General features: G+C 67.0%; 17 protein-coding genes. 8 read left to right on the top strand and 9 right to left on the bottom strand.

Features of this window, described 5'->3' with window-relative positions; all coding sequences use genetic code 11:
* Positions 1-254: 254 nt before the first annotated feature.
* The 3 genes from LuPra_RS31765 to LuPra_RS10345 all read right to left on the bottom strand — a co-directional run bounded on the left by LuPra_RS31765 (position 255) and on the right by LuPra_RS10345 (position 1,981).
* On the bottom strand, positions 255-392 hold the full coding sequence (locus tag LuPra_RS31765) for a hypothetical protein (protein ID WP_157898980.1): 138 nt from the start codon (positions 390-392) through the stop codon (positions 255-257).
* Positions 393-662: 270 nt separating this feature from the next.
* Entirely contained in the window at positions 663-908 is a 246-nt protein-coding gene (locus tag LuPra_RS10350; protein WP_110170667.1) for a hypothetical protein, read from the bottom strand.
* A 14-nt stretch (positions 909-922) separates the two neighbouring features.
* Complete coding sequence (locus LuPra_RS10345) at positions 923-1,981, bottom strand: acetamidase/formamidase family protein (protein WP_110170666.1); 1,059 nt, start codon at positions 1,979-1,981, stop codon at positions 923-925.
* Between the two features lie 384 nt (positions 1,982-2,365).
* On the opposite strand from LuPra_RS10345, the gene LuPra_RS10340 reads away from it, so the two are divergent.
* A complete protein-coding gene (locus LuPra_RS10340; RefSeq protein WP_110168877.1) occupies positions 2,366-3,511 on the top strand; it encodes a helix-turn-helix domain-containing protein in 1,146 nt (381 codons plus the stop codon).
* Positions 3,512-3,730: 219 nt separating this feature from the next.
* The gene (locus tag LuPra_RS10335; protein ID WP_157898979.1) at positions 3,731-4,228 is read left to right on the top strand and encodes a hypothetical protein; all 498 of its coding nucleotides are present in this window, start codon (positions 3,731-3,733) and stop codon (positions 4,226-4,228) included.
* A gap of 144 nt (positions 4,229-4,372) precedes the next feature.
* On the opposite strand, the gene LuPra_RS10330 is transcribed toward LuPra_RS10335, so the two are convergent.
* A complete protein-coding gene (locus LuPra_RS10330; protein WP_157898978.1) occupies positions 4,373-4,978 on the bottom strand; it encodes an HAD family hydrolase in 606 nt (201 codons plus the stop codon).
* A 151-nt stretch (positions 4,979-5,129) separates the two neighbouring features.
* On the opposite strand from LuPra_RS10330, the gene LuPra_RS10325 reads away from it, so the two are divergent.
* From LuPra_RS10325 to LuPra_RS10305, 5 genes are all read left to right on the top strand, one after another.
* A complete protein-coding gene (locus LuPra_RS10325; RefSeq protein WP_110174625.1) occupies positions 5,130-5,957 on the top strand; it encodes an arylamine N-acetyltransferase family protein in 828 nt (275 codons plus the stop codon).
* A gap of 194 nt (positions 5,958-6,151) precedes the next feature.
* Positions 6,152-6,862, top strand: coding sequence for a hypothetical protein (locus LuPra_RS10320; protein WP_234800819.1), 711 nt, complete (start codon positions 6,152-6,154; stop codon positions 6,860-6,862).
* 134 nt (positions 6,863-6,996) lie between these two features.
* The gene (locus LuPra_RS10315; RefSeq protein ID WP_110174624.1) at positions 6,997-8,103 is read left to right on the top strand and encodes a Gfo/Idh/MocA family protein; all 1,107 of its coding nucleotides are present in this window, start codon (positions 6,997-6,999) and stop codon (positions 8,101-8,103) included.
* 127 nt (positions 8,104-8,230) lie between these two features.
* Positions 8,231-9,616 carry a Gfo/Idh/MocA family protein gene (locus tag LuPra_RS10310; RefSeq protein ID WP_110174623.1) on the top strand — a complete coding sequence of 462 codons (1,386 nt, stop codon included), beginning with the start codon at positions 8,231-8,233 and terminating at the stop codon, positions 9,614-9,616.
* A gap of 219 nt (positions 9,617-9,835) precedes the next feature.
* Positions 9,836-11,524: an MFS transporter gene (locus LuPra_RS10305; RefSeq protein WP_234800817.1), complete on the top strand. Its 1,689-nt coding sequence runs from the start codon at positions 9,836-9,838 to the stop codon at positions 11,522-11,524.
* A gap of 7 nt (positions 11,525-11,531) precedes the next feature.
* On the opposite strand, the gene LuPra_RS10300 is transcribed toward LuPra_RS10305, so the two are convergent.
* From LuPra_RS10300 to LuPra_RS10290, 3 genes are all read right to left on the bottom strand, one after another.
* Complete coding sequence (locus tag LuPra_RS10300) at positions 11,532-13,004, bottom strand: Nramp family divalent metal transporter (RefSeq protein WP_157898977.1); 1,473 nt, start codon at positions 13,002-13,004, stop codon at positions 11,532-11,534.
* A gap of 152 nt (positions 13,005-13,156) precedes the next feature.
* On the bottom strand, positions 13,157-14,323 hold the full coding sequence (locus LuPra_RS10295; RefSeq protein WP_110170662.1) for an alpha-hydroxy acid oxidase: 1,167 nt from the start codon (positions 14,321-14,323) through the stop codon (positions 13,157-13,159).
* Between the two features lie 172 nt (positions 14,324-14,495).
* The gene (locus LuPra_RS10290) at positions 14,496-15,788 is read right to left on the bottom strand and encodes a HupE/UreJ family protein (protein WP_157898976.1); all 1,293 of its coding nucleotides are present in this window, start codon (positions 15,786-15,788) and stop codon (positions 14,496-14,498) included.
* Positions 15,789-15,855: 67 nt separating this feature from the next.
* Here LuPra_RS10290 and LuPra_RS10285 point away from each other — a divergent pair, with 67 nt between their 5' ends.
* Positions 15,856-17,214 (top strand): NHL repeat-containing protein, encoded by a 1,359-nt coding sequence (locus LuPra_RS10285; protein ID WP_234800816.1) that lies wholly within the window; start codon positions 15,856-15,858, stop codon positions 17,212-17,214.
* Positions 17,215-17,278: 64 nt separating this feature from the next.
* On the opposite strand, the gene LuPra_RS10280 is transcribed toward LuPra_RS10285, so the two are convergent.
* On the bottom strand, positions 17,279-17,515 hold the full coding sequence (locus LuPra_RS10280) for a FitA-like ribbon-helix-helix domain-containing protein (RefSeq protein ID WP_234800815.1): 237 nt from the start codon (positions 17,513-17,515) through the stop codon (positions 17,279-17,281).
* 45 nt (positions 17,516-17,560) lie between these two features.
* Positions 17,561-20,227 carry a serine/threonine-protein kinase gene (locus LuPra_RS10275; protein ID WP_110170660.1) on the bottom strand — a complete coding sequence of 889 codons (2,667 nt, stop codon included), beginning with the start codon at positions 20,225-20,227 and terminating at the stop codon, positions 17,561-17,563.
* Positions 20,228-20,287: the final 60 nt, after the last annotated feature.

The following is a 20,287-nucleotide window of genomic DNA, read 5'->3' as shown; positions in this document are numbered from 1 at the left end:
GAATGAGCGCCTCGCGCATGTTGACCTGCTGCGCTGCGATCTTCGGATGCCAGCGCGCCCATGCGGCGACAGTGTCAGCGCTGGTCCATTCGTCACGGACTACTTGCCGGTACTGTTCGAGTTCATGGCCCATTGGTCACCGCCCCGCGAGGGTAACGATACTCCAGCCCGTGTCAGGAGATGCGAGCAGCCACCAGGATTGCCTGCACTCGACGCCGCGGTCGACTGCGGTGGCCTGTTCGGACGCTTCCGTTCTAACGACGACGCGCGTCCTGGGCAATCTTGACCCAGCGGTCCAGCGGGACCGCGGCCACGATCTGGGCGACGACGTCGAGGGCCAGATCGTCTGCCGTCTTGAAGTGGATGCATGCCTTGCCAGCGCGACATACCACAATGGTTGCCCGTTATAGGTGTCCGAGTAACGCGCCAGCGGCACCTGGTACACCAGCATGTGAGAGTCATATCGCTTGTTACGGACAGCGCGATACGCCATCAGTGCAGCGGCGAAGCATGCGAACGAAAGAGTCAGAAGGGAGACTGTGCTGTTCGTGAAAATGACCGACTCTGGCTTATGGGCGCGCTTCACCAACATGATCAGGACCGCGGCCATGACACCCAACAGGCCACCCAGCCGATATGTGCGACCCACGATCTTGTGGTGCCTAAATGCTTGCGTGTACTGCCCAAAGGTTGAGCGCGCCCAGCAACAGCATGACGGTTCCGCCGACGGCGTGGAAGTACAGCAGGCCAAAATGACCCGCGTGTCTGGGCACATTGGCGAGTGACAGGACGGGCAGCGCGATCAGCCACCAGGCGACAAGGCTGGAAAGGAGGGCGGCGATCAGGAGCAGTCCTGCGGACGTCCGCCACCACGCGTGGCTCCTCAGGTCGGCGCCATTGATGTTCATCGGGGGCCAGGGCGTCAGCGTCGTTGCGGGAGGTATTTCTTCGGAATCTTCAGCGCCATCGATCCGGCAGCGGTGACGACGTCGTACCGGCCTTGATAGCCAATGAGCAGATGCGCTGCCCACGGTTCCAGTTTGTATTCGGTCGTCAGCCAGTTGACCATGTCGCTGGTGGCCATCTGCAGCGCTCGATTGAGGGCACTGACGAACTCGGGCTGACTGCCGATGCTGATGATGTGCTCGCCTGTTGCCGCGCGCGGGCCTGCCAAACCGGCTTTCTTCCGAACGTCGACCGTGAACTCGAGGGCCATGGACGTTTCGATGCCAGTGCCAGTCGGCTCACCGTCGCCCTGCAGTGCATGGCCATCGCCAACAAACAGCAACGCGCCGGGGTGGTAGACGGGCAGCATGACGACAGTGCCTTCTCCAATCTCGTTGTAGTCGAGATTTCCTCCATAGGAACCGGCTGGCCCACTGGTCGGCGCAAAATCTCCCGCAGGCGCGACACCGACACATCCGACCATGGGCTTGGCCGGAAACTCCAACGTGACGATTCCGCTCACGGGCTCTCGGAGCCTGACCATCTGGCGCTCCAGGTCAATATCCCAGGGCACAAGATTTGCGCGCCCAGGAATCAGGAGCCCCTCTTTGTAGCGGCCAGGGTACAGACCTTCGATCGACTCGGGGGTCAATGAAAACAAGCCGAGCCGATATGCCGTGTACCCCCAGTTGCGGTTCATCCTCACGCTCGTGAAGCGCACGACGAGCGCATCGCCCGGCTCTGCCCCGTCCACGTAGAACGGCCCGGTCAGCGGATTGCCGGGCTGCCCACGCTGCACACCGTTCTCGTCCCGGCCACTGGCATCAAGCGTCCGGGTTCGCACGGTGTCGCCTGGACGGACTCGCTTCAACACCGGATGCGCACGCGAGAACGTGTTGTAGTAGGTCGCGGCGACGATTTCCTGCGGTTCCGCTGCCTGAGGTGACGCCTGGGTCTCGATGGACAGGAAGCAGATGCAGAGGGCCAGGCACCCGCGGATCGCGGCCAACCAAGGTCGATTGATCCATTTGGTCATCGTCTACCTCCTTGCCGTAGCGAGCGCCGGACTACTTCTCGAGTAGGCCGGTCACACGTCTCGCGCACGTGCGCGGCCGATCGATCGCCGCATTCCGACCGCATGTCGTTGTGTGCGCGGATGTTAACACCGTGCCATCGTCGCGATCATGAACGGGTTGGCTGCGTGGGCGGGATGAGCTCGGGATTCTGGATTCGGGGCTCGGTCGGCCCTGGGGCCTTGGCCATTTGCCTTGGCAATTGCGTGAGACTCGAGACCTGAGACCTGAGGCGCGGGGAGGCTCAGTCCGAGGACATGGGTGACAAAGCAGTCTGGAGACATGGGTAACACGTTCGGCCATGGTGTCGCAGGAGGAACGCGATGCCGTGGCGGGAGAAGTCACCTGTGGATCTACGTGTGCAGTTCATCAGTGAGTACCTGGCGGATCGGTTCACCATGACGGCGCTCGCGGCCCAGTACGGCATCAGCCGCAAGACGGCGTACAAATGGGTCGCCCGCTACGACGCGGCGGGGCCCGCGGCGTTGGGGGATCGCTCGCGTCGGCCGCATCAGCATCCGGCGGCGACGGCCCCGGCGCTGGTGGAGGCCCTGTTGCGCGTCCGGCGGCGTCATCCGCAGTGGGGGGCCAAGAAGCTGCTGGCGCTGGGGCGCCGGCAGCAGCCCGACGCCGCGTGGCCGAGTCGATCGACCGTGTGTGATCTGCTGCAGCGCCACGGGCTGATCGTGCCGCGCCGGCGCCGGCGGCCGGTGCCGCACGGGAGCCACAGGCTGGCGCCCCTCACCGGGCCCAACGTCACGTGGACGACCGACTTCAAGGGCGAATTCCGCACGGGAGACCGCGCCTATTGCTATCCGTTGACGCTGCGCGACGGTTTCAGTCGGTATGTGCTGCGCTGCGATGCCCTGCTCAGCCGCACGACCGCGGAGACGCGCCGTTGCTTCGCGCGCGCGTTCGCGGCCTATGGGCTGCCCGAGCGGATCCGCAGTGACAATGGGAGCCCGTTTGCCGGGCCGGGCCTGGGCCGCCTCTCGCGGCTGAATGTCTGGTGGATGCGGCTCGGGATTGTCCCGGAGCGCACCGGCCTTGGGCGCCCCGATCAGAATGGGTCGCATGAACAGTTCCACCGCGTGCTCAAGGCCGAGACGACCCGGCCGCCCGCGCGGACCGCGCGCGCGCAACAGGAGCGCTTCCGAACGTTCTGCCGCGAGTACAACGGCATCCGCCCCCATGAAGCGCTCGACAATCAGCCGCCCGCGACGGTGTATCAGCCCTCGCCGCGCGCGCTGCCGGCGCGAGTCCCGGCCCTCGTGTATCCCGGCCACTGGGAGGTACGCCGCGTGGACAGCAATGGCTGCATCGCCTGGGGCGGCGCGCCGCTGTTTCTGACCGAAGTACTCGACGGCGAGTCGGTCGCCCTCGAAGCGGTCGATGATGGGGTCTGGACGCTGCATTTTGCGTCGGTCAGTCTGGGGCGTGTTCATGATCGCACTCGCACCATCACGGCGCTGCCGCCCGCGCAGCATCCGTGAGCGCCGGCCTGTGAAGGCCGTCCCGACCGCACAGACCGCGGTCGGCACCGCCTTCACAGGCCCCAACCAACTGTTACCCATGTTCCCGGACTAATCTGTTACCCATGTTTCCGGCCGCCCGGGACTTGAAATTCAGGACAGCCTTCGATCGACAAGTCCCGCTGAGGCTCGGCGATTCAGCGAGGATATGATCACGTCACATCACGCCGAATGACTCCCATGCGAACCACAGACATGAGTGCAGTCCTCACGCGCCTGTTCTCCGAGCTCGTCGACGGCGCGAGCGATCCGACCGGTGCCTTCATCCTCAATTCCAGAGACGTGGGGCTGCTGGAATCGCTGCAGAAGCTCTCGGCCAACGACGCGTCCCGGTCGGTCAACGACGGTGCGACGATTGCCGCGCATGCGCAACACGTGCGCTACGGGCTGTCGCTGATGAATCGATGGGCGAACGAAGGCGGCGATCCTTTCGCGGATGCGACATGGGACGAGGCCTGGAAGACGTCCGACGTCGGCCCGACCGAGTGGGACAACATCCGAAGCGGCTTGCGTGAAGAAGCGCACCGTTGGCTGCAGGCCCTGGGCTCACCACGTGACGTGACCGACCTGGAGCTTGCGGGCATGGTCGGGAGCATCGCCCACCTGGCCTACCACCTCGGCGCCATCAGGCAAATCGAGAAGCTGGCGCGAGGGCCCAAGGAAGGGACGTTCGCCTGAGGCTCGGGAGTCGGGAGTCGGCTCGCGGCCCTGCGCCTCGACGTTTGGCGTGGCGGCGTTCAGCGTTTCCGGTAAGCCGTCGGCCGCAGGCTGCAGGCCGCAGGCTGCAGGCCGCAGGCTGCCAAGGGCAGACGACAGGCCGCCTCAGATCAACGTGGCCGCTTCGAGATGGCGGCGCACGGCGTCTGGGCCATCCACCTGCACGGCCTGCAGGCCCAAGCCACGGGCCGCGTCGACGTTGGCGGCGCTGTCGTCGAAGAACGACACCTCGGCCGCCGGGACGGCGAGGCGACGCAGGGCCTGGCGATAGATGTCCGGGTCCGGCTTTCTCACGCCGAGTTCGTGCGAGCCGAGCGCGAGGTCGAAGGCGTCGAGCATGCCGAGTCGGGCCAGTTGCTCCCAATGCGCGGCGTTCGAGTTGCTGAGCGCCGCCAGCCGATACTGCGGTCGGAGTTCCTGGATCAGGGCCGCGGCGCCGGGCAGCCAGCCACGCACCCAGCCCTGCCACGCCGTCCGGAACACCGCCGGCTCGAGGGCAATCCGCCAGTCGCGCAGGAACAACGGCACGAATTCGTCAGTGGTGAGCTGGCCGGCGCCATACGCCAGCGAATGTGGGCAAGCCGCCCACCGCGCCAGCAGCGCCTCGTCGTCGAGGACCTCGGGGAGCAGCGGACGCAGGTCCTCGACACCGGAGAAGTCGACGAGCACGCCGCCGAGGTCGAACAGGAGCACGGAGGGACGCGGCGTCATATCCTCATTATCGAGGACTGACTCGTCGAGCGCCTTGGCAGCCTGCAACGAACGTCGACTTGTCCGCCGTGCCTTGGCGAAGGCGGAACGCCGCGACGACGTGTTGCAACCTGCTTCGAACCGAGTCGCCCGCGGTACGTACGTGCAGGAGATGACGACGCAGACCGAATGGCTCGACCTGTACTTTGCCCGCATCGGCTACGGCGGTCCCGCCGCGCCGACGCTGGGGGTCTTGCAGGCCATCTCGGCTGGTCACGTCGACGCAATCCCGTTCGAGAATCTCGACGTCCTGCTCGGCCGGCCCATCGAACTGACGCATGACGCGCTCGTCGACAAACTGGTGCGCGGTCACCGCGGCGGCTACTGCTTCGAGCAGAACGGACTGCTGCTCGACGTGCTCCAGGCCATCGGCTTCAGCGTGCGCCCCCTCTCCGCGCGGGTGCGCTACCAGCAGCCACGCGACTTCACGCCGGCGCGCACGCACCTGTTCCTCCAGGTCGATCTCGACGGCGAGCCATGGATGGCCGACGTCGGCTTCGGCGGGTTCTCGCTGGCCACCCCGATCCGCCTCGTCGCGAACACCGCACAGCAAACGCCCCACGACCAGCGCCGCATCGTCGCGGAGGACGGGCGCTGGTTCCATCAGATCCGCCTCGGCGAGGCCTGGCAAGACCTGCACGAATTCGCGCGTGAGGAAATGCCGCTGATCGATCGGGTGGTATCCAACTGGTACACGAGCACGTACCCGACCTCGTCCTTCCGGCAGCGGCTCGTTGCCGCGCGGGCGCGGCCAGGCGGTCACCGCCTGACGCTGCTCAACCGTGAACTGACGAGGCGGCAACCCGATGGCGGCGCCGACGTCACGAGCATCGACACGCCAGGGCAGCTCCTCGAGGTCCTCGAGTCCGAGTTCGGCCTGACCTTCCCCGCCGGCACGACGTTTCCGTGTCCAGGTCTCGAGTGGGACACGGAAAGATAAAAAGGAAGAAGGGCGAAAAGGGCAAAAAGACAGAATCGAAGGCCAACGGCTGAGAAGAGATCGAAGGAGAAAGGACTTCGCCCTTTTTACCTTTGACAGCGCCCCGTCAGCATTGCGGCCGGGGCGCGCCCAGACGTACCATCGGCCCACAACCATATGCGCCGCCCCTCGGCGGCCCAGGACAGGAGCAGGACGTGCGAAACGCCAGAGTCATCATGGTCGGCCTCAGTGTGGTACTGCTCGCGGCGGTGCCGGCAGCGGCGCAGCAACCACCGGCAGCAGCGCCGCCGCAAGCGGACGTCGACCGCAAGGTCACGGGCGGCGTGACCGCCAAGGGCTGGACCGGCAAGGAAGACGCCGGCAACAAGCAGGGCCTGACGGTCAAGGACTCGAAGCTCGCCGAAGAGGGCAAGGGCTTGCGCCTCGCCACCGGCCCGGCCGCTCTCTATTGGAACCCGGCCAATGTCGCCAAGGGCGACTTCGCGGTGAGTGCTACCTTCAGCGAAGCCGAACAGACCTACAACCATCCGCACCCGTTCGGCGTGTTCATCGGCGGCTCCGATCTCGAAACCGCGCCAAACGCCATGTACTGCGCCGCCTATCGCAACGGCAACTACATCATCCGGATGTTCAGCGGCGGCAAGCGCGTCGACGTCGTCGGCCGTCCGCTGGCCCACGAGGCGGTGAAGAAGGCCGAGACCCCCAAATCGCCCGTGGTCCAGGAAGTGGGCTGGACGGTCAAGGGCGACGCGGTCTCGTGCGTCATCAACGGCACGGCCGTCTGGACCGGCACCAAGGCTGACGTCACCGGGGCCGGCAAGCTCGCCTCCACCGACGGCATCGTCGGCATCCGCGTGAGCCACAACTCGGACGCCCTGGTCACCGGTTTCGGTATCAAGAAGTAGCGAGCGGCATGCGCAAGGCATCCAGGGAGAGAGTCGTGCTCGAGAGTCATGACGGTGAAGCCACTCCGCGCGGCGCGGCCGGATCTGTTGATCGCCGTGCCTTCGTCAGGGGTGTGTCCGGTTCGGTGGCGGCGATGTCGCTGGCACCGCTCCACGCAGGCGCACAACAGATGTCCGGCGCGGCGACGGTCGAGGCACAGGTCACGCAGCCGAAGTGGGAGGGGCCGCCGCGTCTCAAGTTCGGCGTGATCGGCCTCAACCACGGGCACATCACCGGCATGACCGACGCCATCATGCGTGGCGGCGGCGAACTCGCCTGGGTCTACGCCAAGGAACCCGCACTCCTGAAGCAGTTCCAGGAGAAGTATCCGACCGTGAAGGTCGCCCGCTCCGAAGCCGAGGTCCTCGACGACGCCGCGGTCAAGGTGGTGTTGAGTGCCGCCATTCCGGCGGAGCGGGCGCCGCTCGGCATCCGCGTGATGCGGGCCGGCAAGGACTTCATCGCCGACAAACCCGGTATCACTTCGCTCGCGCAGTTGGCCGAGGTCCGCAAGGTGCAGGCCGAGACGAAGCGCATCTACTCGATCGTCTACAGCGAGCGGTTCGAGAATCGCGCCACGGTCAAGGCGGGGGAACTCGTGAAGGCCGGGGCCATCGGCAAGGTGTTGCAGACGATCGGCCTCGGCCCGCATCGCGCCGGCTACAAGGCACGGCCCGAGTGGTTCTTCGATGTCGCCACCTATGGCGGCATCCTGACCGACATCGCCTCCCACCAGGCCGACCAGTTCCTGTTCTTCACCGGCTCCACGAAGGCGGAGGTCGTCGCTTCGCAGGCCGGCAACGTCCACACGCCGCAGTACCCGAAGTTCCAGGACTTCGGCGACATGATGCTGCGGGGCGACGGTGGCACCGGCTACGTCCGCGTGGACTGGTTCACGCCAGACGGCCTGCCGACCTGGGGCGACGGCCGCCTCACGATTCTCGGCACCGACGGGTTCATCGAGATCCGCAAGAACGTCGACATCGTCGGACGTCCCGGCGGCAGTCACCTGTTCCTGTCGGATCAGAAGGAAACCAAGTACGTCGACACCAGCAAGGTGGAGCTGACGTATGGGCGGCAGGTGGTCAGCGACATCCTCGATCGCACCGCGACGGCGATGACGCAGGCACACTGTTTCCTCGCCATGCAACTCGTGCTCGAGGCGCAGCACAAGGCGCAGCCGCCGGTCATGAAGACCTAGCCGCCAGAGCCCAACGAACCTCACGGGACGCCCGCCGGGCGCCCGTGGGCGGCAATGCTGGAATGCGGCAATGCGGAAATGTCGAGAACGCTTGCCACTGTCCGGCGACATCGCACAACTCACACCGATGACCAACACACAACGTGCAAGCTCCAGGCGCCAGTTCCTGAAAACCGCGGCGGTGGTTTCGACCGCGGTCACCGGCTTCCCCAGCATCGTGCCTGCCACGGTCCTGGGTGCGCAGGCGCCGAGCAACCAGATCACCATCGGCGCGATCGGCGTCGGCCGCATCTCTCGCGGCCACGACATGCCCGGGCTCTGGAAGTTCTCGCAGGCCCGGATCATGGCCGTCTGCGACCTCGACGCCCGGCGCGTCGACGATGCGAAGACCCTGATCAACGGCCAGTACGCGAAGAGCAGCGGCAAGCCGTACGACGGCGTAACCGGCTACGCCGACTACCGCGAACTGCTCGCCAATCGCGACATCGACGCCGTCGTCATCAGCACCCCCGACCACTGGCATGCGGCGATCGCGATGGCCGCGGCGCGTGCCGGCAAGGACATCTACCTGCAGAAGCCAGCCTCGCTGACAATCGCCGAGGGCCGTGCCCTCAGTGATGCCGTGCATCGCACTGGCGTCATCTTCCAGATCGGCAGCCAGCAGCGTTCGCAGCCGCAGTTCCTTCGCGCCTGTGAACTCGTCCGCAACGGGCGCGTCGGCCAGTTGAAGACCGTCCAGGTCGGCTTGCCCGGGGATCCCGCCGGTCAGGACGAGCCCGAGATGCCGGTGCCGCCGCATTTCAACTACGACATGTGGCTCGGCTCGACGCCACGCGTGTACTACACCGAGAAGCGCGTCCACCCGCAGGTCGGTTACGACCGGCCAGGATGGCTGCGCTGTGAACAGTTCGGCGCCGGCATGATCACCGGCTGGGGCGCGCACCACATCGACACGGCGCACTGGGGCATGGGCACGGAGTTCACGGGGCCGGTCGAAGTCAGCGGCAAGGCCGAATTCCCGAAGAGCGGGCTCTGGAACGTGCACGGGCCCTTCCGCACCGAGGGCCGCTACGCCGACGGCGTGGTGATGACCGTCAGTGGTGACTTCCCCAACGGCATCCGCTTCGAAGGCACCGACGGATGGATCTTCGTCTCGCGGGGCAACGAGACGGTCACGTCGAGCGACCCCGGTGCCAAGCTGAAGGACGCGCAGGCGCTCGCGGCGAGCGATCCGCGCATCCTCGACTCGGTGATCGGCTCCGACGGGGTGCACCTCTACAAGAGCAGCGACCATCACGGCAACTGGCTCGAGTGCATCCGTACTCGTCAGCAGCCGATTGCGCCGGTCGAAGTCGCCCACCGCGCCTGCTCGACCTGCTTGCTCCACCACATCGCGATGAAGCTGCCACGGCCACTGCACTGGGATCCGGTCACCGAACGCTTCCGCGACGACGACGAGGCGAACGCCCTGCTCTCGCGGCCGCAGCGGCATCCGTATGGGCTGCCGACCTGACGCCTAACGCCTAACGCCTAACGCTTGATGCTTGATGCTTGATGCTTGATGCTTGACGCTTGAACGCCACGACTCAAGTCTCAGGTCTCAAGTTTAGGCAGTGCTTGCCTGAGACCTGAGTCCTGAGACCTGTGACCTCCGTCGGGCACTGTACACCGGGCACCGTCAGCCATCCCCGTGCGCCTGAGCCTACAGCCTCCAGGCTGTAGGCTGTAGGCTGTGAGCACATTCGCTCCCTTCCGCCATCGCACGTTCTTCGCGATCTGGGTGGCGAACCTGGTGTCGAACTTCGGCAGCCTGATCCAGGGTGTCGGCGCGTCGTGGCTGATGACTTCGCTCGCGCCATCGGCAGACATGGTGTCGCTGGTGCAGGCGTCCACGTCGCTGCCGATCATGCTGCTCTCCCTGGCAGCCGGGGCGCTGGCCGATATCCGCGATCGCCGTCGCGTGATGCTCGCCGCCCAGGGCTGGATGCTGGCCGTCTCGGCGGTGCTGGCGGCCCTGGCGCACCTGGACGCGCTGACGCCGTGGGTCCTGCTCGCCTTCACGTTCATGATCGGCTGCGGTGCCGCGCTCAACGGACCGGCGTGGCAGTCCAGCGTCGGCGAACAGGTACCACGTGAGGACCTGCCCGGCGCGATCGCCCTGAACAGCCTGGGCTTCAACCTCGCGCGGGCGTCCGGACCGGCCATCGGCGGGTTGGTCGTCGCGAGCTTCGGCGCCGATGCGGCATTCCTCGTGAACGCGATTTCCTACGTCGGCCTGATCGTCGTGCTCCTGCAATGGCAGCGTCCGGCGCAGGAGTTCGACATCGCGCCCGAGAGCCTGCTGCCGGCCATGGGCGCGGGCCTGCGCTACGCGTCGCTGTCATCCCGCATCAATCGGGTGCTGGTGCGCGCGGCCGTCTTCGGGCTGCTCGCGGCGGCGATCTGGGCGCTGCTGCCGCTGGTCGCGCGCGACGCTCTCGCCGGTGGACCGCTCGTCTACGGGTTGCTGCTCGGCGCGTTCGGCAGTGGCGCCGTCCTCGGCGCGTTGACGAGCGCACGACTGCGGCACTCCCTCAGCAACGAGCGCATCGTCGGCGTCAGTTCGATCGTGTTCGGCATCGGCTCGGTGTGCACCGGGCTGAGCACGTCGCTGCCCCTGACGATCCTGGCGCTCGTCGCCGCCGGCGCATGCTGGGTCCTCGCGCTCTCGACGTTCAACATCCTCGTGCAACTCGCGTCTCCACGCTGGGTTGTCGGGCGAACGATGTCGGTGTACCAGATGGCCACGTTCGGCGGCCTGGCGTTTGGCAGCTGGACGTGGGGACATGTCGCGGACGGCTTCGGCCTTCGCGCGGCGGTGACGACGGCGGGCGGACTGATGGTGATGTCGGCGGCGCTCGGTGCCTGGTTGCACCTGCCCGACCAGGAGGCACTCGACGTCGAGCCGTCCGGTGCGTGGCGTGATCCGCGTGTCGCCCTGGCGCTACCCCCGGACGCCGGCCCCGTCGTCACCGTCCTCGAGTACATCGTCCCGGCGAGCCGGCACACGCCGTTCCTGCAAGCGATGGACGGGCTAAGGCGGGTCCGGCGCCGGGATGGCGCGCGTGCCTGGAGCCTGCTGCAGGACGTCGCGGAGCCAGATCGCTGGATCGAACGGTTCGAGAGCCCGACGTGGATCGATCACCTGCGGCAGCACCAGCGCGTGACCAACGCCGATCGCGAGGTCGAGGCGCGCGTGGAAGCGCTGATCGCCGACGGCACCCGGCCGGCCGTGCGCCACATGCTGGAGCACGAGGTCGGGATGTCGGCACGGCCGTGGGCCTCGCCGGAGGCCGCCAGGACCGGCGCGACCGATCCGAACGTGCCGTCGGGGATCGCGCTGGCGGAGCCAGCAGGTCGACAAACGACCGCTGAACGATAACCGGCGTTTACGCGCCGAGGAACGCGCGTACCTGGGCGATCACCAGCCAGCCGCCGAAGAACGCATAGAACGCAGTCGCGAGCACCAGCATCACCAGTCGCATGCCGTGGATCCGGAGCGGTTTTGGCAGGCCGCGCAGGTTCAACTGGATCAACAGCACGCCGTAGACCACCATCACCAGCCCGTTGAGGCAGGCCGCCGTCATCAGCAGCACGAGCGGCTGCTGCACGCCGCTGAGCAGGATCACCGACCCCGAGACCACGCCCGCCCACACCGCGAAGAAGTAGATGCGGCTCTCGCTCCACAACTCATTGCCCTGCAGGTACACGGTGCGCAGGATGTCGGCGACGATGCGGGCGATGTAATCGACCGTGCCGAGCGCGACCAGCACCAGCGACATCGACCCGAAGACCCAGAAGAACTTGCCGAACCACGGGGCGACCACCTTCTGCAGCATCTCGCCTTCGGCCTTGATGAACCCGAGGTTGGCCTGCGCGGAGAACTGCTGCCCGCTGATGGTCGAATGCGCGAGCATCGAAAACGTCACGATCGAGAAGATGCAGATGAACCAGAAACTCACCAGTTGCTCGGTGTTGGCCCGCTTCCACCAGACCGCGAACCGCGCCAGGTTGGCCGCGTCGGTGCGCATCATCACGCCGGTGGTGGGCAGGGCGACGTCCTCGCCGGTAATCGGCGACACGATACGCGGGATGTAGGCGCCCATCCCGAACCCCTTGTCGCGGATCCAGTTGCTCTGCGCGAGGTTGTTGACGCCGCCGGCGCCGGCGAACACGAGCGCACTGAGCAGGAGCGTAATCGGAATCGCCGTCGAATCCGGGAGCGTGCCGATACCCGTCACCGCCTGCGGGAGATCGGCCCACGCCGATGGTTCGATGGCGGCCGCGATCGCCACCGAGAGGAACACGAGCGTCAGCGCGACCTTGAAGAACTGCGCGCGCTCCAGCGTCTTGTACACGACCGGCGACATCGTCAGCGAGAAGCCGATGGCGACCATCACGCCTACCGTGATGTAGCCAACGTTGCCACCACCGACCAGGAACGTGAACGCGGTGACGCCGCCGGTCGCCCAGCCCGGCCACATGTTCGGCACCAGCGTGAAGAGACAGAAGATCCAGCCCCAGTGTCGCCAGCGCCGGACGAACCCCGCAATCGCCGTCTCGCCGGTGACCAGCGTGTAGCGCTCGATCTCCATGTTGATGAAGTACTGGAACGTCACGCTGAGGACGGCAGCCCACAGGAAGGCGGGCCCCACCGCGGAGGTGATGAACGGCCAGATGATGTACTCGCCGGAGCCGACGCCCAGCCCGGCGAGGATGACGCTCGGCCCGAGGATCTTCGTCAGTGGCAGCGGCTCCGGCATGTCGCGCACCTTCATCGGCGGCAGGCAGCCTGACGGGACATCCTTGAGCGTGTCGTCGGATCCCGGGCCGGAAGGTTGTCCTGCGACTGGCTTGTGCATGGCGGGGAGATGGTACCCCAGCGAGGACGGAGGAGGGAGGATGGAGGAGGGAGGAGGACGGAGGGAGGACGGAGGGAGGACGGAGGGAGGACGGAAGACAGAGGAAGAGGACGAAGGACGGAGGATTCGTGTAGCGGCCGGCGGCGCCTGGCTCAGTGCGGCCAGAGGACGGAGCGATCGATGCTCCGGAGCGTCGGACAACCGGTGAGCGCCATGGCCATCTCGAGTTCGCTCCGCAGAATGTTGATCATCCGGCTCACGCCGGCGGCCCCGTCCACGCCGAGTGCGTAGAGATACGGGCGACCGATCAGGACCGCAGACGCACCCAGGGCCAGCGCCTTGACGACATCGGTGCCTCGCCGGATGCCGCCGTCGACCAGGATGGGCACGCGGCCAGCCACCTTGTCGGCCACCAGCGGTAGTGCGTCGATCGTTGCCGGCAGCGTATCGAGATTGCGCGCGCCATGATTGGACACCATGATGCCGGCGACGCCCTCACGCACCGCACGGTCCGCATCCGCAGGATTCAGGATCCCCTTGAGCAACACCGGGACCTTCGCAAACGAGCGCAGCCATTCGACGTCCTTCCACGTAACCTGGTAGTTGGCGCTCAAGACCTGCTTCGAGCCGGTGTTGATGTCGCTGAGGTACGGCGTCGTCACGCCACTCGGAAGCGTGAAGTTCACGCGCTGGCTGCGATTCCTTGCGCCGAGCGACGCTCGGTCGACCGTCACACAGAGCGCGCGGCAATTGGCCCCCTGGACCTGTTGCACCAACTCGCGCGTGAACCCGCGATCGCGCTGGATATACATCTGAAACCATAGCGGATGAGTCGCGACACGTGCGATGTCCTCGATCCTGGTATTGGTGGCCGTGCTGACCACGAGGGTGGCAGAGGCTGCGCCTGCGCCTCGCGCAGTCTCGAGCTCACCTTCAGGGTGTATGGCGCGGTGGAAGGACGTGGGCGCGAGCAGAATGGGGAACGGAAGCTCCTGGCCGAAGAGCGACACCCGGGTATCGAGCGTGGACACGTCGACCAATGCCTGCGGCTGCAACCTGATTCGGTCGTACGCCTCCCGGTTCCAGCGCAAGGTGTGTTCGTCCGCCGCGCCACTCGCGACAAACTCGTACACCATGTGCGGAAGCCGCTCGCGGGCGAGCCCCTCGTAGTCGGACAGGTTCAGCGCCTGCGCGCCCGCGGATGGCATCGGCGCCGACTGTCCAGCAGCGGTGCGCACCACTTGCCCAGTGGCACCAAGGGCCGAGGCTCCCGCCACGGCACCCACACGCGACAATGCGGCTCTTCGTGAGAGTGACATCCCGACTCCTATCTGCCGAACCCGGTGCGGCAGTCTACTCGGATCTGGTAGGGCCCGCTCTCCGAGCGCGGCCTGTCGCTGCCAACGCCGCATGAGGACGCAGGTGCTTGGCCGCTCCGGCCCGACGTCATTGCGAGCGTCGAACTGAAGGTCGACGCCTACGCTCTCCTCGTCAAAGCATGGCGTCGCGGAAGGCCCGGAGCAGCCGGAGGGCGCCTGCGGCGACCACCAGGATCACCAGCCAGCCGGCCGTCGCCGCGGCGAACGCGGCATCCAACTGCGGCCATTCAATGCTGAACCGGGCGAGTTGGGCGCCGCGGTCCACCATCCAGTGCCACGCAACGTGCGCCACAACGGCCGACAAGACGATGGTGCCGACTCGCTCGGAGGCCGCATGCCGGAACGCGAGCGCCAGGGGCGGCAGGATCAACAGCAGGACGAGCACCTGTCCGAGTTCGACGCCGACATTGAACGCCAGCAGTGACGCCACCAGGTGCGCTCCGGCGAACTGGAGGGACTCGCGCAGTGCAAACCCGAAGCCGAAGCCATGCACCAGGCCGAACCCGAAGGCCAGCACCCAGCGATGAGCGAACGTCGAGGCCATCATGTTCTCGATCGCCATGCAGACGATCGAGAGCGCGATGAGTGTCTCGATGAGTGGCGGGAACCAGAGCGCGCTTGGCGCGAGATCGAAGGCCGACGCGATGAGCGTAATCGAATGCGCAACGGCAAAGGCAGTGACGGCGGGCACGAGGGCCCTGAGCCGGCGAATCGGGATCGCGAGGCAGACAAGAAAGAGCAGGTGATCCGCACCGCCGAGGATGTGGCTGAATCCCAGCTGCACGAATCGCCAGGCCGCCTGGTGCCAGCGGGGATCGAGGCGGACGAGGCCGGGGTTGCCGACCCACTCGAAGGCCCGGACTCCACCGCCGGGAGGGAGGAACCGCACGGCCGTGGCGACGCGCACGCCGAGCCGCGCGAGCACCGGATTGATCGTCAACGCGGATCGATCCGAACGGATGTCGTACTCCAGCAGGACGTCGAGCAGCGACTGATTCCAGTAGATCCGGGCGCCGGCGTCGAGCGGCGGGCCCGTGACGTGCGCGAGGGCCTGCTCGTAACTCACGAACGAGCGATCGGACGGCAGCGAGATGCGTGCCGATGCGATACGCGGGCGCGCGAGCGTCGTGTCCGCTTCCCGAATCTCGAACGCAGGCACCAGCCAGAGCGAGGTGGCGTCGGCGAGAGCGCGATCAATCCGCGTCAAGTCCAGCAGACCTTCCGGCCCGCGCGTCGGATAGTCGACGTCGCGCATCGCCTCGAGCGGGACGCGGACGAGCACCCGGAGTCGCTGGCCCTCCGGCTTGACGAACGCGTGGACGACGACGTCGGCGGGCAGATCGTGGGCGGCCGGGCGGCCGGCCCACACCAGCAGCGCGAAAAGGACTCCGACAAGGGTCAGCACGCGCGAACGCATAGGACCTGGCCGCCAGGGCTGGCGACCGGTTATATCATCCCGCGGGAGGTTGCACATGGCTGCCACGCGTCGTGCCGTTCTCGGGGCTCTCGTCCTCGTACTCGTTGCTGCGTTGCTCGTTGCGCGCGGAGCATTCGAGCGCATCGCCGTGGCACAGCGTGCCACCGGCGTGCAGGCCCCCACCTTCGAGGTCGATCCGCTGTGGCCCAGGCCGCTGCCCAATCACTGGGTGCTGGGCCAGACAATCGGCGTGGCGGTCGATGCGCAGGACCACGTCTGGATCGTGCATCGCGGTGACGCGAGCCTCAACATCATGACCGAGGGCATCCACACGCACGGGCCGACCTGGACGGCGGCCAGCGATCAGCCGTGGTTGTCGTTGCCGGGCGCCTCCCGGGGCGGCATCGGTACCGGCGCGCTGGTCCTCCAGATCACCGGCGCGGCACCGCAGCAGCCGGCTACGGGCCACGTCACCGTCAACATCACGGGCTCGACAACGCTCAAGGAGCCGCCGTCGGCGTGCTGCAAGGGCGCCCCGCCCGTGCTGGAATTCGATCGCGACGGCAATCTGGTCGGCCAGTGGGGCGGTCCGGGCGCCGGGTACGAATGGCCGGGAACCAACCACGGCATCACGGTCGACTACAAGGGCAACGTCTGGATTGGCGGCAACGACCCGACGGACGCGCAGATCCTCAAGTTCACGAAACAGGGGAAGTTCCTGTTGCAGGTTGGCCATCCGGGCAAGAACGCCGGCAGCCACGACATGGAGAACTTCTGGCGCGCTGCGAAGGTCACCGTCGATCCGAAGATGAACGAGGCGTATGTCGCCGACGGGTATGGCAACAAGCGCGTGGTCGTCATCGACGCCGACAACGGGAAGTTCAAGCGGTACTGGGGCGCATACGGCAACAAGCCCGACGACACCAATCTCGGTCCGTACGATCCGGAGGCGCCGCCGGCCCGGCAGTTCCGCAGCCCCGTGCACTGCGCGGAGATCTCGAATGACGGCCTGGTCTACGTGTGCGATCGCGCCAACAACAGGATCCAGGTGTTCCAGCGCGACGGCACGTTCGTGAAGGAACTCGTCATCGCGAAGAACACGCGCGGCGACGGCGCCGTCTGGGACATCGCGTTCTCCCGGGATCCCCAGCAGACGTTCCTGTTCGTGGCTGACGGACGGAACGAGCGCGTCCACATCGTGCAGCGCGCGTCACTGCAACTGCTCACGAGCTTCGGTGACGGCGGACACCAGCCGGGTCAGTTCTTCGGCGTCCACAGCATCGCGACCGACTCGCACGGCAACATCTACACCACGGAGACGTACGAGGGGAAACGCCTGCAGAAGTTCGTCTACAAGGGGCTCGGCCCCGTGACGACGCAGGACCAGGGCACGCTGTGGCCGAAGGCGCGCTAACGCGATAGCTCGGCCGCCTACGGACCGTCAGGTTCGCCGAACGAACGGCGGCAACCACGGACGGTCAACGACGACGGCCAGCGCGCGCGTCCCTGACAAGGCGCATCGACTCCGCTGGCGTGCGCAATCCGATGCGTGATGCGAGTGCAGCCAGATCCTCGACGGTCATCTGCCGGCTGGCCTCATCCAGAATCGCCATCAGCTCGCCTTGCAGGGAACGGTGGTGTAGCGCGGCCCGTGCCTTCAGGCGCTGCGCAAGATCGGCTGGGACGTTCTTGACCGAAAGCGTCACCGTAGCCATGGCGCCATCGTAGATCCGAAATGGAACCGTCGCGGTAACGGGCGCTCAGCGCACGCCGCCGCGTGCGATGATCTGTTTCAGTTCTTCGGTCCAGTTCTGCACGATGTGCAACTGCCCGCCCTGGGATTCGCGACGGAGCATGAGGAAGCGCCCGTCCGGTGTCGGATCGTAGTTGGCTATCGAAATCCCCGGCCCGTACTCGTAGTCGTCCCTGAAGAGCGGCATGGCCTTGCCTATGACGGGCTCGTCGCCCAAACCGTCGAACGGCACGGCCATGACCGACGTGCCGTCCCGATAGTAGATCTCGCGGCCGTTCGCACTCCAACGCGCTTGGGTACCGCTGCCCTCCGAGACCTGCCACTGGCGACCGAGCGAGGCGTACCGCCGCACGGACACCGCCGTCCGGCCGCCATACGCCGTGGCGTATACGATCCAGCGCTGGTCGGGTGACAGGTGAGGACCGCCTTCTTGGCCGCTCGTGACCACGATCGGTTTCGGCTCGAAGGCGCCGATGGTGGAGAGCAGGAAGACGTCGCTGAGGCTGCCTGGCTGTACGCGGCTCACCAGGAGCGTATCCGCGCCGGGCCCGGGCCCTGAGGGAAAGTCGTTGGCGGTCGCGTAGGGTATCGGCATCGGCTGCTCGGTGGCGTCGATCCGTGCCAGCGTCGGGACGTTGAAGCGGCGGTACATGAGCTGTGACCCGTCGCGGCTCCACATCCCGAACCTCGTGCCAGGCGAGGGTGTCGTCAGTTGCTCCCGCGATCGTCGTTCGAGGTCCCAGGCCGCCAACACGCTGGCGCTGTCGGTCACCAACACCCGCCGCCGATCGGGCGACAGACGCGGTGTCTGGAGGTTACCTGGTGACAGGTCCAGCGGGAGCGCGGCGCCGTCACGCGCCACTGAGACGAGCCGGCGCAGCAGGGAGTCCGATGGTACATACGCCAGCGTGCCGGTGCGCGCCACTCGCAAGGCGGTCGTCCCGCTGTGCCCGGCCGCGATCTGGCCGGCGGGGAAGACGGGCGTCGCGGTGCCGGTCACGGTCGCCGTGGCCGCATCGAGCGGCACCGCCAGCACCCCGCCGTTGCGCGTGAAGAGCAGGTGACCCGTTGGCGACCACACAGGCGACGTGGCGCGCTCGAGCACCACGCTGCGCGGCCCTCCCATGGTCGGCACTGCCTCGATACGCTCGCCGCCGAGCTCCGGCGTGAAGGTCGAAAACAGCACGATCCGTCCACCGGGCAGGATGGCCGGCCCGGAGTGCGCGACCTCGCGGCGCCCGGCGTCGAGCGTCGTGAGTCGCCGGGCTTCTCTCCCCTCCCCCTCGACTATCCACAAGGCGCGCTCTCGCGCGAAGACGAGACCGGTCTCGCCCCACGCCAGTCCGCCGCCGACCTCCACGCCAGAGGTCAGGGTTCTCATCTCGCCGTCGATGAGCGAGTACGACTGGAGCACGCCGTTCCCGAAGAACGCAATCCGCGTGTTGTCTGGAGAGAACGCGGAGGCCTCGAGGAATAATCCCGGCATCTCGCGTGTGTCCTCGCTGTCGAGGCGCCTGACGAAGACGGTACGCACACCCCTCTTCCAGCCGGTCATGGCGACGATCTTGCCGTTTGGCGATAAGGCGATGCCGCCTTCCGTCGTGGAGCTTGGCTCGATGTCGCGCGGAAAGGCGACGTCGAAGCGCTGCACCTCCAGCGTGCTGGTGAGGGCGGCGTTACCGCGCCCGCGCACGGCCCATGCTGCCAGGGTGACCGAGGCCGCCGCGACGGCCACAAGTGACCACAGGGCAAGGCGCTCCACACCACGAGCACGCGGCGACGACTCGCGTGTTGTGCCCGCGGCCACGGGCGGGCTGCCTGCTCTTTCCTCGAGGGCGATGCGAGCCTCGCCGATGTCACGCAGACGGCGCGACGGATCGCGCTCGAGACAGCGCGCGAGCAGGTGACGCACGGACGGTGGCGTGTCTGCCGGCAGTGCGGTCAGGTCAGGCGTGTCGCGCAACACCGCGGCCAGGACCTCCGTCCCGTTCGCGCCTGGGAACGCTCGCGTCCCGGTCAGCATCTCGTACAGCACCACCCCGAAGGCCCAGATGTCCGCGCGCTTGTCCACGGACTTGCCGCGCGCCTGCTCGGGCGCCATGTAGGCCGCCGTCCCGAGCAGGGTGCCCTGCAGCGTGGCCGGGCTCGTGAGCGTCGGCGACAGCGCGGGATCGGCGACGGCCGAGCCCGGTGGCTCCATCGCCTTGGCGAGGCCGAAGTCCAGCACCTTCACCTGGCCGTCGTGCCGCACCGTGATGTTGGCCGGCTTCAGATCGCGATGGATGATGCCGGCCTCGTGGGCGACCTCGATCGCCTCGGCGATCTGGCGGGCGATGGGCAGCGCTTCCTCCATCGGGACCGCGCCGTGCGCGAGGCGCTGCGCCAGATCCTCGCCTGCGACGAGTTCGAGCACGAGGGCCCGCGTCGTGCCGATCTCTTCGAAGCCGTGCACGTGCGCAATGTGCGGGTGATTGAGCGAGGCGAGCGTCTTCGCTTCACGTTGGAAGCGGGCGAGGCGGTCCGGGTCGTTGACGAACGCCTCAGGGAGGATCTTCAGCGCCACGTCGCGGCCCAGCCGCGTGTCGCGGGCGCGATACACCTCGCCCATGCCCCCGGCGCCGAGGAGCGCGAGAATCTCGTAGTGACCGAGCGAGGTGCCGGGTCGCAGGCTCATCCTTGTCGACGAACGCCGTCATCATACCGTCTCCACGCGGAAGGGTCGGGCGTGCCTGGT

This window comes from Luteitalea pratensis (assembly GCF_001618865.1).
GTDB lineage: Bacteria > Acidobacteriota > Vicinamibacteria > Vicinamibacterales > Vicinamibacteraceae > Luteitalea > Luteitalea pratensis.
The sequence above is the reverse complement of the archived record's forward strand: the minus strand, read 5'-3'. Positions and strand labels throughout refer to the sequence as shown.